The sequence below is a fragment of the Halalkalibacter wakoensis JCM 9140 genome (assembly GCF_000513095.1).
In the GTDB taxonomy this organism is placed as follows: Bacteria; Bacillota; Bacilli; order Bacillales; family Bacillaceae_D; genus Halalkalibacter; species Halalkalibacter wakoensis.
Map to the genome: position 1 here is coordinate 51,181 of NZ_BAUT01000009.1, position 14,333 is coordinate 65,513.

Sequence of the window (14,333 nt, forward strand, 5' to 3'; positions counted from 1 at the left end):
TAAACGGATCATAATACGACCTCAGCAAACTTATAAAATCCAAACCCAACCAATGTAAGCACCATTACAGAGACAAGGATTGCTTTCGTTTTAAAGGAAAAAGCACTAAAAGATGGACTTTGAGATTTCTTTTTTTGCGTATGGCCTGTTGACGCTTTAGGCATTTTTGCCCCGCATTCCTGACAAAAATCACTTTCCTTTTCCATTTTATTGCCGCAAGATGTACAAAAATTTATGACAAGCCCCCTTCCCATTTCAATAGTAGTACAACTTCTTTTCTACCATTGACGAACGCGTTAAACATACTCTCAACAAAAGAATAATTTGCCGACAGCGTAATATCACCCATAATTCCCGTTGGATCAGGGATACTTAAGGAGATTCCCGCAAATAAACTAATAATCCCAACGATGACAGCATAGATCACGGATAATGATACATTCCGAATCAACCTTGCCTCTATACCGCTTTGCACATGACGATTCATAAAAAATCCAATAGTAAAAAAGATAATACCTGGAATGAGTAAAAATAAAAAGAGCCCACTTGTCGTTCGAAGGGCACCCTCAAACATTAATGCATTGGCTGTATAGTTTACGCTGGTCATATGGCTAAGCATAAATACATCAGTTAACGAAACAAATTTAATCGCATTTGCGAGTCCACCAATTTCTGGAGCCAATAAGTCGCGCATATAACGTAAAAACTAGTAAAAAATCTCATTTTAATAAGGGGATTAAAACATTATTCGTTATTCGTAATACAGAACGAGTGAGACCTTTGGACAAGATCTAGTGAATAAGACAGAAAATAGTCAGAAGTTAGGGTATCTTCTGACAGGTTGCCGGGAAAATTTCAGGATCTTGTCAGAAGTTTGACCACCTTCTGACTGGTTGCCGGGAAAATTTCAGGATCCTGTCAGAAGTTTGACCACCTTCTGACTGGTTACCGGGAAAATTTCAGGATCTTGTCAGAAAACTAGATTCCTTCTTCATATTAAACCCCTACTCCCTATATTCCTGTCTCCTGAAAACTCAATAACTACTATTTGTAATTCACTCTAGCAAATACTATACTGATTAAAATTGACTTCAATCATATAAACGTCTCAAACAAACCAGTGATTACCTACAGGAGGGTATGCAGAATTGAATGCCTCTTTACTAATTCAGAAACAAAAACAATTTTTCCAAACAGGCAAAACAAAAGAAATTGCTTTTCGAATGAATTCGTTACAATCACTAAAAGATGGGATTAAAGCGAATGAAGATAAGCTTCTTCAAGCCTTACAAGAAGACTTGAACAAATCGGAATTTGAAGCGTACACAAGTGAAATTGGAATTGTACTTGAGGAAATTCGTTTCACCCTAAAAAAATTACAATCTTGGGCGAAACCGAAAAAAGTAAAAACACCAATGACTCACATAGGTTCATCCAGCTATATTTATTCTGAACCGTATGGGGTGGCCTTTATTATCGCTCCGTGGAATTATCCTTTTCAATTAGCGATCGCCCCCTTAATTGGTGCTATCGCCGCAGGAAATTGCGCCATTTTAAAGCCTTCAGAGCTAACTCCGAAAACATCTGAAGTTTTGCAAAATTTGATTTCTGAGTCTTTTCCCAAGGAGTATTTGACTGTCGTTCAAGGTGGCGTGGAAGAAAGCCAAACCCTTTTAGAGGAAAACTTTGACTATATCTTTTTCACAGGCAGTGTGCCAGTTGGAAAAATCATCATGGAGTCGGCTGCCAAAACATTGACACCCGTTACTCTAGAATTAGGCGGAAAAAGTCCATGTATTGTACACGAAGATGCTCATATACAACTGGCGGCCAAACGGATTGCATGGGGAAAGTTTATGAATGCAGGTCAAACGTGTGTAGCACCTGATTATTTGTATGTTCACAAAAACATAAAAAAAGAATTTATGAAGTGTTTTCATCAAGCCATTCAAGAATTGTACGGAAAGGAACCGTTAAAAAACCCAAACTATACGCGAATTGTGAGTGAAAAACACTTTATACGGCTACAATCTTTTGTTCAACATGGTACAATTGCAATAGGAGGCAAAACAGATAAAGACACGTTAACCATTGAACCAACTGTACTGGAAGGTGTCTCTTGGGAAGATGCCATTATGAAAGATGAAATTTTCGGTCCAATTCTTCCTGTTTTAGAGTATGATCGACTGTCTAATGTTATAGAAGACATACACAACCATCCAAACCCACTTGCTCTTTATGTATTTTCTGAAGATACGAATGTGCAACAAAAAGTGGTAAACAGCGTTTCGTTTGGAGGGGGTTGCATCAATGACACTGTCTATCATATTACATCACCCTATTTGCCGTTTGGTGGTGTTGGTACAAGCGGGGTTGGTGCTTATCATGGAAAAGGAAGCTTTGATACGTTCTCACATCAAAAAAGCATATTAAAACAAACAACCCGCTTTGATATCCCGTTGCGGTACCCAAATGTGAAAAACGGGTTGAAAAAGATAAAATATTTCTTGAAATAAATATTACTGATTCAGAAGAAGGAGAAATTCAAAATGGCGAATACTCACACGTTTTCAAAAGGAGAGGAAATAGCTAATGCGATCACACACGGAATTGGTGCGCTTTTAAGCATCGCCGCCTTAGTTATTTTAATTGTCTTCTCTTCATTATATGGCACAGCTTGGCATGTCGTAAGTTTTACATTATTCGGTACAACGATGGTGTTGCTTTACACCTCTTCGACCCTCGTTCACAGCTTCCCACCTGGTCGAGCAAAAAATGTCTTTGAAATACTTGATCATTCTTCGATCTACTTTTTTATCGCAGGGTCATACACTCCATTCTTATTTGTTGCCGTCCAAGGCGCTTTAGGATGGACCTCTTCGGAATTGTCTGGGGGCTGGCGATTGGTGGAACGGTGTTCAAGTCATTTTTCGTAAAAAAATACCTTCACTTATCAACGCTTCTATACGTTTTAATGGGGTGGATGATTGTATTTGCTTGGGGTCCTTTAGTTGAAAATGTTTCAACACAAGGATTGGCATTTTTAGTTATTGGCGGTGTTTTATATTCAGTCGGTGCTATCTTTTATGTATGGCGAGGATTCTCGTATCACCATGCCATTTGGCATCTGTTTGTTGTCGCCGGGACCATTATGCACTTTTTCTCCGTTTTAACTTTATTGTCATAGTCAACTAGTTGAATTAAATTGCAAAAGAAAAGTGCAATGGCATTAATTGTCCATTGCATTTTTTAACGTTATCCTAAAAGCTGTCATTTTTTACTCGATGCAATCGAAATAAGCCAGATTAACCCCCGACTTCACGATCACCGGAAAACCACCCGCATCATAACAACTGTTTGCTATTTTTGTTACTTCGATATAACTAAAATAAGATTGTGAAGCCAATAAAAAAGAGACCACTAAAACCGCTAACACGAGGATTGCAAGTAAACTTTGAATGGGTGTAATTTCTTGTATTCTTTTTATATCCTTGACCACAAATATTCTCCTCATTGCTTATTTCTAAAAAATTTCTATTATCATAACCGCTAAGTAATGTGAGCATAGTTGCTTTGGTTCTTGCCTTTAGTTTCCCTTCTAATACCCCTCTTCTTTACTATACACCAATCATTCTTTATTTCTCCCTTTGTCTAGTACCATTGTTCATTTTCCATTAATTTAGCTGTTCTTTCACATAAAGCTCCCTTTCAATCCAACAAATGTTTATAGCTATAAACTAGTCACATTATCAAAAGAGATTGGTTCTTCATTAATGAACACAACGATTTCCTCATGTTCTGGGTCTAATGTTACTTTATAAACATGTTGTTTGACTGCACCATTTTGTTGATCAGCCTCAGCTACCTTTACAAATAATGCTTTTCCTTCTGCCTCAATTTCCGTCAAAACGGTTCCATTTGATTGATAGACTATATACGCAATATTGTCATGACCGAAAATAAGTTGTAGTGAATATTCAGAGTCTATTTTCCCTTGTACATCATAAGGCACAACCTCTAGTTCACTTATACTCAAACTTGATACTGTACAAGCTCCTAGAAACATTGTGATCAATAAAACGAATAGTCTAATTTTCAATAAGCTCACTCCTCCTCCCCTAAAAAATGAAACAAGCAGCACTAGCTTTCCTTTCAAAATATAATGAAACAAATCACATTTTTCTTTTAAATAAAACCTTAAACCTTTCACAAACAACAGGAATTTGATCATGAAAGTCTTTCTTGATCGCTTCAAATTCATTTTTAAAAAAGGCCTCATGAACCTCACGCCAATGTTGCAAAGACCGGTCACCTTCCCCTTCTAAATAAGCATGCTCTTTTGTCACTTCATTAAACGGTACCACTTCTACTGACGTCGTCTCTGCTACAGCGATAGCTTGCCCATCTCCGTCTAGTATGATATTAATAAGGCCAGGATACGGCAATTCCTCATTTTCTAGTTCATAGAGCGTATAATTTGATGCTGTTGCTGTCTTTTTCCCTTGTAACACTAAATTTGCCAAATCATCAGCCATTTCTTTTGATGCTCCAAATGCCCACGCAGTATAAGTTTTTTCCGCAGTATTTGGATTCATTTTTCTAAAATCTTCCCACATTTGAGTAATTGACTCATTTTTCATTTATATCAACCTTCTTCCACTTTTATATTACCATAAATATCCAAGCGATTATCTAAAATTCTTCTCATTCAAAAAAGCGCTCCGCTTCTTCAACGGAACGCTCTGATTCATTTGAAGAATGCGCACAATCTTCAAAGAAACCTAGTTTTGGCTTAATAGTAAACGAATGTCACATACTTGAAATTGGGTAGCTTCCAACAGTTTAGTGCCTCATTAAACCCCTTCATCTCAGTAGCCTTCATTCACTACGTACTTCTTTTTCCTCACCTTAAAAAAATTCGATGAGACTATAAAAATGACCTTTTTTATTGTAGTTTTTCATAAAAAACTCCTCTCTACTGGAGAATTCTCTTTATTCGTTTTTCATCAGTCTATATGAATTACCACAGGCAACATGGATATCTTAAATCCACATTAATCATTTACAGGAACCCACTCTACTTTCTCATGTTCGATTAGTGATTCAATTGTTTGTAAATGATTGGTATTGCTTATTATTTCATATCCATTGAGAGAATGATAATCCACGTCTATATATAAATCAGATATCCTTGAAACACCTTCGCGGACTTCATTATTAATCGTAATTGCTATCGTATATCTATTATCTGAATAAAGAGCATCTTCATCTTTTTTTAACTCTAATTCCGAAAAATCCTCCAAAATAGCGTGAATGATTGACTCATCTTCAATGGTTGCTCTTACTTCTGTATTAGGAATCTGGCCAGATATGTCGTTAATGGCAATAGACATCGCTTTTACAGTACTGTCGTCATGTAATTGATCTTCAAAAAGCTCTTCAAATGTTGAATACCTCGTTTGATCGATCGCAAATATCGTCGCTGTGACAAGAATCAATAAGGTTACAAAGATTAAGATTTTATTTTTCATAAAAAAACTCAACAGAACCGCTACACCAATGAGGGCCATTGCAATAAGAAACCAATGAAATAAATGCCATGAAACGTCAAATATTACGTTCATGAATGAATCCCTCCTTTCTTTTTACTCTAACACACTTTTCCATTGTCCAGCACGAAGTAAACCATTTATAGAGCTAGTTTCACTACACGCTTAAAAACTCTGTGCACAAAGTAGTGCACAGAGTTTTTAAGCGTGTTTTACTTTTCTTTTTTCATAAACAACTCATCTGAAAGAATCAACTCAGGCTCCGTACAATTCTGAATATCCTCAATCGAAAAACCCTCTACCACTTCAACCAGCTCCAACCCCTTCTCCGTCACATCTATCACGGCCCGATCCGTTATAATCCGATTCACAACCTTTTGACCCGTTAGTGGCAAAGAGCATTTTTTTAATACTTTCGGTTCACCCGCTTTATTAACGTGTTCCATAATCACGACGACTTTTTTAGCTCCGTGAACTAAATCCATCGCACCTCCCATCCTTTAATCATTTTTCCGGGAATCATCCAGTTTGCTAAATCACCATTTTCAGCCACTTCCATGCCACCTAAAATCGCTAAATCAATATGCCCCCCTCGAATCATCGCAAACGACTCTGCATTACTAAAAAAACTTGCACCTGGCATCGCGGTGACCGTTTCTTTTCCGGCATTAATTAAATCAGGGTCAACATTGTCTTCGGTTGGGTAAGGTCCAATTCCTAATAATCCATTTTCTGATTGCAAAACAATGTTTTTGTTTTCAGAAATGTAATTAGCGACCATCGTCGGCATGCCAATTCCAAGATTTACGTAAAAGCCGTCCTGTATCTCTTTTTCTGCTCTTTTGGCAATTTGAATTCTCACATTTTTGCTCATCGTTTCTCCTCCAATGTTTCGTTTTTTAAGATTGTACGGTTAAACGCTCGATTCGTTTTTCTTGTTTCCCGACAACGAGACCTTGAACGTAAATACTTGGAGTATGAATTTGATCTGGATCTAATTCACCTACTTCAACAATTTCCTCGACCTCAGCGATCGTGACTTTTCCAGCTGCAGCCATCATCGGATTAAAGTTTTGAGCTGTTTTTCTGTATACTAAATTCCCTTGCTTATCTGCTTTCCACGCCCGAATGAAACTAACATCCGCGCTGAATGCTTCTTCTAATAAATACTCTTTTCCATCGAATACTCTTGTTTCTCGGCCTTCCGCAATCGGTGTTCCTACTCCAGCTGGTGTATAAAAAGCCGGAATGCCCGCTCCGCCTGCTCGAATTTTTTCTGCTAAGGAACCTTGAGGTACAAGCTGAACCTCTAGTTCCCCACTAAGCACTTGTCTTTCAAACTCTTTATTTTCTCCAACATAAGAGGCTATCATTTTTTTTATTTGTTTGTTGTTTAAAAGAAGACCAAGGCCCCAATCATCTACTCCGCAGTTGTTTGATATGACCGTTAAGTCTTTTGTTTTTTTCTCGCATAAAGCCTTAATAAGATTTTCCGGAATGCCTACAAGCCCAAATCCTCCGACCATTAACGTCATGCCATCTTTAATTTCTGCTACTGCCTCTTCGAAACTCGAATATATTTTTTCATATCCATTCCCCTCTCCCTCTTAATCTTTTTCAATAATTGTCGCCACGCCTTGACCTCCGCCAATACACAAAGTCGCTAAGCCGTATTGGCCATTGCTTCGTTGTAATTCATGAATAAGTGTGACAAGAATTCTTGCTCCACTTGCGCCAATGGGGTGTCCTAAAGCAATTGCTCCCCCATTGACATTTAAAATATCTTTCGAAAATTGCAGTTCTTTTCCGACTGCTAAAGCTTGGGCTGCAAAGGCCTCATTTGCTTCAATTACACTCAGTTGATCCATCTTAATTCCAGCCTTCTCTAACGCTTTTTTTGTAGCTGGCACCGGACCTAAGCCCATCACACTTGGGTCAATGGCAGCACTTGCATTCGCCCGAATCGTCACTAACGGTTTCAACCCTAACTCCTCGGCTTTACGACGGCTCATCACAAGTAAGGCTGCAGCTCCATCATTAATACCAGAAGCATTACCTGCTGTCACACTGCCTTCTTTTTTAAAAGCTGGTCGTAACTTGCTTAATTTCTCTACGGTCGTACCTGCTTTTACGTACTCATCTGTTTCAAATACAATTGATTCCCCTTTACGTTGAGGGATTTCTACTGGGACGATTTCGTCTTTAAACTTGCCTGTTTCTATTGCTCTTGCCGCTTTTTCTTGACTCCACGCTGCAAATTCATCTTGTTCCTCTCGTGTAAGCTCATGTTTGTCACAAATATTTTCAGCTGTCATTCCCATATGGTAATCATTTGAAGCACACCATAACCCGTCGTGAACCATACTATCTACAAACTTCTGATCCCCCATTCGAAAGCCTTCTCTCGCATTCATCGATAAATAAGGCGCTTGACTCATGTTTTCCATTCCACCAGCAATAACCACTTCCGCATCTCCTGTTAAGATCGCCTGGGCTGCCAAATGAACGGCTTTCAATCCAGAACCGCAAACTTTGTTAATTGTTAACGCAGGAACGCTCTCTGGCAAACCAGCATGAAGTGCCGCTTGTCTAGCTGGATTTTGACCTAGCCCCGCTTGAAGAACATTCCCCATAATGACTTCATCGACTTGATTCTCATTAATCCCAACCTTTGTCATTACCCCATTTAAAACCTTCGCTCCTAATTGAACAGCATTGATATTTTTTAAGCTTCCGCCAAAACTTCCAATAGCAGTTCTGACAGCGCTTACAATAACAACTTCATTTGAATTCTTCATCAACTTCCTCCTCGCTTAATCGTTATCTGAATTTTTCAACCAATGTCTTTATTTAAGTTTACAACATTCGTTATATGAGTAAAATGAATAAAAGTAATATAAATCATTACGATTCAGAATAAATGAGGGATGGTTTTGGAATTAAAAGACCTACGTTATTTTATAGAAATTGTCCATTATGGAAGCTTTACAAAAGCAGCAGCAAATACTTATATCTCCCAGCCTACTTTAAGTAAATCGTTAAAAAAGTTGGAGACAGAGCTAAAAGTGGAGCTGTTTGATCGTTCTACAAGGAAACTCAAATTAACTGATGCAGGAGAAATTGTATACAAACAAGGTGTAAAGATAATAGGAGCTACAACTGAACTTTCAACATTATTAGATGATCTAATCCATTTGCCAACCGGGAACATTAAAATAGGAATTCCCCCATTAATAGGAACCCTCATTTTTCCTGCGATTGCAAAAAATTTCGGGAAAACGTATCCCGAAGTGACCTTGGAATTAGTCGAATTAGGAACAAAACGGATTGAGCATTTAGTGGAAGAGGGACAAGTGGATGTTGGCATTATCGTTTTACCTGTTGAAAACAGCAACTTTAACATTCTTCCTTTTTTCAAAGAGGAATTTATGTTATATACTTACGCCAATCACAACCTTGCCAAAGAAGAGTCTGTTAACATCAAACAGCTCGAGAAGGAGAGCTTTATCTTATTTAACAGAGAGTTCGCCTTACATAAACTGACGATTGAGCACTGCCAACATGCAGGTTTTCAACCAAACATTGCTTATGAAAGTTCACAGTGGGATTTAATAGCTGAACTTGTAAGTGCCGAGTTAGGAATTACCCTCTTACCTAAATGGATCTACGCAAAAATGGATCCAAAGTCGATACAAATTACACCTTTACACAATCCTCCACTATGGGAACTTGGAATTATTACAAAAAAGGACAGCTACCAATCTTTTGCGGTACGAACATTGCTTTCGTTTTTGTCAAAAGAGTTTAAAATGTAGCTAAAAGTAAAAAACAAAGGATAATACGTACGCATACGTATTATCCTATTCGTCTTGTTGATCATGCATTCAACTTGATCTTCCTTGTACTAGCTAAAGCACAGAGTAAACAGGCACAACCTCTTTCTACATATGAACACCTATCTTTCGTTTTATCTCCTTCAAAAATGGCTTAGCTATCGCTCTTGCTCTTTCTGCACCGTTCTCTAATATTTCATCAATCCGTTTAGGAGAACCCATAAGCTCCTTGTATGTCTCCCTTGGCTCCTCTAAAAAATGATTCATCACATCAAATAGCTCCTTTTTTGCCTCTCCCCAGCCAATACCACTCCTATAACATTCCGCCATTTTTTCTATTTGAGCCTCTGTCGCAAATTCCTTATATAGCGCAAAAACAATTGAAGTGTCAGGGTTTTTCGGCGCTGCAGGCGGGAGTGAATCGGTTTTTATTTTGTTAATTAACTTTTGTAGCCTCTTTGGTTCTTCAAATAAAGGAATCGTGTTGTTGTAACTCTTACTCATTTTTCTTCCATCTAAACCCGGAAGCAACTCTGTGCCCTCTTGAACTTGATAATCAGGTAATACAAACGTCTCACCATAATGATGATTAAACGTTTCAGCAATGTCTCGTGCAATTTCTACATGCTGAATTTGATCTTTACCGACAGGGACGATATTGGTTTGAAACGATAAAATATCTGCTGCCATCAAAATCGGGTACGTGTAAATCCCCATATTCACCCCATCATCCAAATCACGGTCCATTTCTCTATTTTGTTCAACAATTCCTTTATAAGCATGAGCTCTATTCATTAACCCTTTTGGTGTAAAGCAAGATAAAATCCAATTCAGTTCAAAAATTTCTGCTACATCTGATTGTTTGTAAAAAATCACTTTTTCAGGGTTTAGCCCTAACGCCAACCAAGTTGCTGCGATCCCATAAGATAGCTGTTTAAATTCATCAGCTTGATGAATTTTTGTTAGTCCATGAAAGTCTGCCACAAAATAAGCTGGTTGATAATGAGGCACTTTAGCGAGGTCAAGTGCAGGTTTAATCGCTCCAATGTAATTTCCTAGATGAATTTGCCCAGTCGGTTTAATCCCAGTTAAAATTGTTTTTTTCATCATAACCCTCCATTTTTTTGGACACAAAAAGGGCTACTCATCCTATAAAAAGGACGAGTAACCCCGTGGTGCCACCTTCATTCGTTCATCTTCAAATAAACGCACTTGTCCGTACGGAAAACAATGTTTCGATACGTAGTCTCTTGTAACGGTAAGACAATCCGCTAAGCCTACTATCCATTCAGCCTAGAAGCTCAGAAGCCCATTCAACTTTATCACGTACTGATTTTCACCAACCATCAGCTCTCTGAAAACGATCGTAAAGCCTACTCTTCTTCATCAATGCTTTTTTGTATTACACATATAGTAATATATGGATATTAAAAGGTCAAGATGTAATAACCTCAAAGGTTATTTATAGACTTCTTTTTCCAATTCCTCTAATCTTTCTTTCAACTTGTTGTTTTCCTTTTTAACTTCCGCTGAATTATAGAACGCCCCCGCTGCAAGAGAAAATGCGAGCCAAGCCCATATCCATTCCATTTTAATCCTCCAAACTTAACTTTTGCGATCAGCTTGATTTTGTAAGAGTGATGTTATTTTTTGTAGTTCTTGGTAAATAAGAAACAATGTCCCGATAATCACTCCAACTAAAAATCCCCACCTGCCAACGAGGATCGTTCCAATAAACCCAAAAGCGAAAAAAATGATATAAGGCATAGATCTATTCATATTACCCCTCCTTCAAAACCAAAGACTGAATTTTTCTCTTTTCTACTATTCTTCTCTATATTGCTCAATGAAGGAGAGTAAGCGACTCTCTACACGTGTGGCTGTCACCCACAAGTCTGGTTGAATTCCAACCGTCTCTTTCTCTAGTAAATCTGGGTTATAGTTAAAAAATGTTGGCGTAAACATTTGGATTTGTGAATGAGGCAGCTGCCACATTAAAGAATTACCACTAATGATAGATCCTCTTGTATTTCCCCCAACTACGGTTGTCTTGTTTGCTAGTTTTAATTTAGCAACTAAGTGTTCAGCTGCAGAAGCCGTGTTGTGATCGACTAGAATAAAAATATGCGTACGATTATCATTCACTTCTTCGTACACATTTTCTTCTATCTCCCAATGTGGTTCCATGTACTCCTTCAAGGCTTTCATTCTAAATAAATCAGTGAAATCATCTTCAAATGTTTGTGCCGATATCCCTATTGATTGATATAGGTTGATCGTATCTTCTACAAACGTTCTACTTGTATTTGAAAACAAGTAAATAGATTGTGCGCTCCAGTTAATCGATTGACCAAAAAACTCTTTCAGCCACTTTTCTACTAAAATCATGCTTCCGCCTTCGTTTCCTCGAATATCAAGTACAAAGAATGGCTCCTTATTCAGTTCGTTAGCAGTGTGAATGATGTCATCATAGTCGTACATGGCTCCTTCGTAAGCAAACATGCTTCTCAGTTGTACCCAGGGAACTCCTTCTTTTTCCGTTACGCTAAAAAGATCTCCAAATTGATGTCTCGGTATTTCATTTGGCATAGGCTCAAGAGTGATTGTTTCTGTTTTAAGCAAACCGTCTTCTTGCAGAGTAACCTCCCACACACTCTCCTCTGCCTTTAATTCAGTCGAGAAGATACTTGGAATCAAAACAATGGTCCCGTCATCATGTAAGGAGTAATTCAAATAAGACTCGAGATTGCGATCTCCGTTTATGTCAACCAATTTCACTTGTTCGTTCTCGGCTAAGCGAAACGCCCCGTCTTCATCATGAATAAAATAAAAACGTTCCGAATAATAAAAGGTGTGTTCCGATTGTACGAGTGGAGCGTTATCTATATAAAAATGAGTATCTTGTACAAACCGGTAATGTTTTTTTAATAAATCAATGAAGGATTGCAAGCTCAAACTCGTTTCATCATCTACCTCATTTAGATCATTTATGACGTTATCTCTCGCTTTTTCAAATGCTTCATCGCCCCCCATGTATTCATATAAAGCATACATATGCTTTAACGCAAGGTGCAAAATTTCAACATCCTCTATCATCGTTTCTTTTGTTAACTCGGGTGTTTTTGTATTGCTTATTCGTAATTGCTCTACTATTTCATCTGTTAATTCTTCATCTGCGCTAAGTGAATAATCATATAAATGGTTCGTTTCATGAAAAGAATGCTCTTTATAAAATCGGTTTTCTTTTGAAAGAGCTTCTAATAAATGGACTGCCTCTTCTTCTAATTCTACAGTTGGGGTGTTCGAGCATCCTCCTATCAATAAGAAAAGAACAAAAACCCAACCAAATCGTTTACCCAAATCAATTCCTCCGTGAATGTAAATTACTGCCCTAAATGTCAGCGTCTATATCAAATTAATAACAAACACATGAAGTAAAATGATTCCCATAAAGGAAACAACACCAATCAAGTTTAACGGGTGTGTGAATGTTAAATTCGAGTTTGGCATAGCTCTTCTTGCAATAACATAGAAAAGATTAAACCCAATAAGAACGATCATTCCCCCTAAAAAAAAGTTGTTTAATTCATTAAATAGGTCCACAATATGGTTGACAAACAACACAAACAAATAGCCTAAAAACGCATTTATAACAATGGTCAAAGCCATTTCTTTTCCCTTCATGCTATCCCTCCTACCGATTGTAATACATTCTTATATGCATAACCTTTCCTTGATAATGCCAAAATTGCACGGTTATGTTACTCTCCCGATCTATATAGCCGATTATAGGCATCCCTTGTTCCGTTCTAGAATAAAAATCTTCTCCATACAAATTTTTAACCTTTTCAATCTGAGTACCAATTGTTACCCCTTTATGCGTGGCCATATTATTATCATTGGCTTGTAAATAAACAATCCTGTCATCATCATTTGTCCCAACATGAAAAGGAGAAAAGCGGAGTAATTCTTTATAAAAAACATTCTCTGATTTACTATATGGGCCATGCCTCTCCTTAAACTCGTCGTTTACTGGATCCAAAAGAGAAACTTCTCCCAACCCTTCTTGAGGTAAAAACGTACTGCTAACAAAGTGATCATTTTTCTCATAAATCATCCATCCAACAACCATAACCATGATCATAAAGGGAATGCTTAAGAAAATAATTGCCAGCTTTTTAGAATGCTTTAATAAAAGGATGGAGATAACAGGAAGCATGAAAAAAATCAAAATGACAATAAGACTCATTGTAGCTCCTCCTATAAGTGGAGATTTATTTTCTTTTATAAGTTACAAAATATGGTGCTAACAAAGAACCTACGATACAAATCAAAATAGCTACCCCAAGAGTCAATAAAATGTTATGAAATGGCGAAAGAAAATGGCCAAAAATAAGCATAGGTAAAATCGTAAACGAGACAAAAACAAACCTACTTGAAATCGTTATTTTGTGTATCGTTTGACACTCTTTGCATGTTATAGGTTGATAGTTCCATAGAAAGGACCCATAGATCTTCCCCCAACTAAAGGGTGTGTTACAGTTTTCACAAGTTTGCAAGTTAAAACCACCTTAATCATTATTCTTTAAATAGGAAGGACCGTAGCGGCTTCTCTTATTCTATTTTCACCTGCCGTCATGCAGTGTGCTTGTTTCCATTTATGTATGCAGATTATTTGCCCTGATTTTTCTCCTCTTCCAATAGCTCAATGATTCGATCCAACTTCTCTCCAATTTCCTTATTCTGTCTCTGTTTTGATGCAGAGTTCACAAGTAACCTCCTTATAAAAAGAGTAAATGAAACAGCAAATAAAATAATCAATCCAAAAGTGACAAGTTGATAAATCACAGATCCCCATGCAACGTCCATTTAACACTTCCTCCTTCCAATTGTCTGTTTTACTAGGATACCATTTTCTTCTTCCTTTTTGGGTATAATTGTAAAAAACAAA

General features: G+C 37.5%; 18 protein-coding genes, 3 pseudogenes and 1 other annotated feature. Of the genes and pseudogenes, 3 read left to right on the forward strand and 18 right to left on the reverse strand.

The window, feature by feature from the left end; genetic code table 11:
- Window positions 1–8 precede the first annotated feature (8 nt).
- From JCM9140_RS05990 to JCM9140_RS05995, 3 genes and pseudogenes are all read right to left on the reverse strand, one after another.
- Entirely contained in the window at window positions 9–164 is a 156-nt protein-coding gene (locus JCM9140_RS05990) for a hypothetical protein (protein ID WP_235715292.1), read from the reverse strand.
- 6 nt (window positions 165–170) lie between these two features.
- Window positions 171–254: pseudogene (locus JCM9140_RS25135) on the reverse strand (zinc-ribbon domain-containing protein); the annotation flags it as partial.
- Entirely contained in the window at window positions 233–694 is a 462-nt protein-coding gene (locus JCM9140_RS05995; protein WP_034743705.1) for a hypothetical protein, read from the reverse strand. The pseudogene JCM9140_RS25135 and the gene JCM9140_RS05995, both read right to left, overlap by 22 nt.
- Before the next feature lie 454 nt (window positions 695–1,148).
- Here JCM9140_RS05995 and JCM9140_RS06000 point away from each other — a divergent pair, with 454 nt between their 5' ends.
- Together JCM9140_RS06000 and trhA are read left to right on the forward strand one after the other, a co-directional pair.
- Window positions 1,149–2,516 (forward strand): aldehyde dehydrogenase, encoded by a 1,368-nt coding sequence (locus JCM9140_RS06000; RefSeq protein WP_034743708.1) that lies wholly within the window; start codon window positions 1,149–1,151, stop codon window positions 2,514–2,516.
- A gap of 111 nt (window positions 2,517–2,627) precedes the next feature.
- Window positions 2,628–3,187, forward strand: a pseudogene (gene trhA, locus JCM9140_RS06005) (PAQR family membrane homeostasis protein TrhA).
- A gap of 90 nt (window positions 3,188–3,277) precedes the next feature.
- Here the strand turns inward: trhA and JCM9140_RS06010 are convergent.
- The 7 genes and pseudogenes from JCM9140_RS06010 to JCM9140_RS06040 all read right to left on the reverse strand — a co-directional run bounded on the left by JCM9140_RS06010 (window position 3,278) and on the right by JCM9140_RS06040 (window position 8,347).
- Window positions 3,278–3,499 (reverse strand): hypothetical protein, encoded by a 222-nt coding sequence (locus JCM9140_RS06010; protein WP_034743711.1) that lies wholly within the window; start codon window positions 3,497–3,499, stop codon window positions 3,278–3,280.
- A gap of 231 nt (window positions 3,500–3,730) precedes the next feature.
- A complete protein-coding gene (locus JCM9140_RS06015) occupies window positions 3,731–4,099 on the reverse strand; it encodes a hypothetical protein (protein ID WP_034743713.1) in 369 nt (122 codons plus the stop codon).
- Window positions 4,100–4,172: 73 nt separating this feature from the next.
- Entirely contained in the window at window positions 4,173–4,640 is a 468-nt protein-coding gene (locus JCM9140_RS06020) for an ASCH domain-containing protein (RefSeq protein WP_034743716.1), read from the reverse strand.
- Between the two features lie 414 nt (window positions 4,641–5,054).
- Window positions 5,055–5,624 (reverse strand): hypothetical protein, encoded by a 570-nt coding sequence (locus tag JCM9140_RS06025; protein WP_034743719.1) that lies wholly within the window; start codon window positions 5,622–5,624, stop codon window positions 5,055–5,057.
- A gap of 137 nt (window positions 5,625–5,761) precedes the next feature.
- Window positions 5,762–6,423, reverse strand: a pseudogene (locus tag JCM9140_RS06030) (3-oxoacid CoA-transferase subunit B).
- Window positions 6,424–6,448: 25 nt separating this feature from the next.
- Window positions 6,449–7,129 (reverse strand): CoA transferase subunit A, encoded by a 681-nt coding sequence (locus JCM9140_RS06035; RefSeq protein WP_034743722.1) that lies wholly within the window; start codon window positions 7,127–7,129, stop codon window positions 6,449–6,451.
- 27 nt (window positions 7,130–7,156) lie between these two features.
- On the reverse strand, window positions 7,157–8,347 hold the full coding sequence (locus JCM9140_RS06040) for an acetyl-CoA C-acetyltransferase (RefSeq protein WP_034743725.1): 1,191 nt from the start codon (window positions 8,345–8,347) through the stop codon (window positions 7,157–7,159).
- 135 nt (window positions 8,348–8,482) lie between these two features.
- On the opposite strand from JCM9140_RS06040, the gene JCM9140_RS06045 reads away from it, so the two are divergent.
- Window positions 8,483–9,364: a LysR family transcriptional regulator gene (locus JCM9140_RS06045; protein WP_034743728.1), complete on the forward strand. Its 882-nt coding sequence runs from the start codon at window positions 8,483–8,485 to the stop codon at window positions 9,362–9,364.
- Between the two features lie 126 nt (window positions 9,365–9,490).
- Here JCM9140_RS06045 and JCM9140_RS06050 read toward each other — a convergent pair whose 3' ends face one another.
- The 8 genes from JCM9140_RS06050 to JCM9140_RS06070 all read right to left on the reverse strand — a co-directional run bounded on the left by JCM9140_RS06050 (window position 9,491) and on the right by JCM9140_RS06070 (window position 14,251).
- Window positions 9,491–10,492 carry a tryptophan--tRNA ligase gene (locus JCM9140_RS06050; protein ID WP_034743731.1) on the reverse strand — a complete coding sequence of 334 codons (1,002 nt, stop codon included), beginning with the start codon at window positions 10,490–10,492 and terminating at the stop codon, window positions 9,491–9,493.
- Window positions 10,493–10,535: 43 nt separating this feature from the next.
- Window positions 10,536–10,781, reverse strand: a binding site (T-box leader).
- Window positions 10,782–10,840: 59 nt separating this feature from the next.
- Entirely contained in the window at window positions 10,841–10,972 is a 132-nt protein-coding gene (locus JCM9140_RS24830) for a hypothetical protein (protein ID WP_268870552.1), read from the reverse strand.
- A gap of 15 nt (window positions 10,973–10,987) precedes the next feature.
- A complete protein-coding gene (locus JCM9140_RS23650; RefSeq protein ID WP_156314808.1) occupies window positions 10,988–11,161 on the reverse strand; it encodes a hypothetical protein in 174 nt (57 codons plus the stop codon).
- 45 nt (window positions 11,162–11,206) lie between these two features.
- A complete protein-coding gene (locus JCM9140_RS06055) occupies window positions 11,207–12,742 on the reverse strand; it encodes a S41 family peptidase (RefSeq protein WP_034743734.1) in 1,536 nt (511 codons plus the stop codon).
- Between the two features lie 45 nt (window positions 12,743–12,787).
- Window positions 12,788–13,066, reverse strand: a complete 279-nt coding sequence (locus JCM9140_RS06060) for a hypothetical protein (RefSeq protein WP_034743737.1) — start codon at window positions 13,064–13,066, stop codon at window positions 12,788–12,790.
- Window positions 13,067–13,076: 10 nt separating this feature from the next.
- Window positions 13,077–13,631 (reverse strand): hypothetical protein, encoded by a 555-nt coding sequence (locus JCM9140_RS06065; protein ID WP_034743739.1) that lies wholly within the window; start codon window positions 13,629–13,631, stop codon window positions 13,077–13,079.
- Window positions 13,632–13,656: 25 nt separating this feature from the next.
- Complete coding sequence (locus JCM9140_RS25140) at window positions 13,657–13,941, reverse strand: TIGR04104 family putative zinc finger protein (RefSeq protein ID WP_081727586.1); 285 nt, start codon at window positions 13,939–13,941, stop codon at window positions 13,657–13,659.
- A gap of 112 nt (window positions 13,942–14,053) precedes the next feature.
- The gene (locus JCM9140_RS06070) at window positions 14,054–14,251 is read right to left on the reverse strand and encodes a DUF4083 domain-containing protein (protein ID WP_034743742.1); all 198 of its coding nucleotides are present in this window, start codon (window positions 14,249–14,251) and stop codon (window positions 14,054–14,056) included.
- Window positions 14,252–14,333 lie beyond the last annotated feature (82 nt).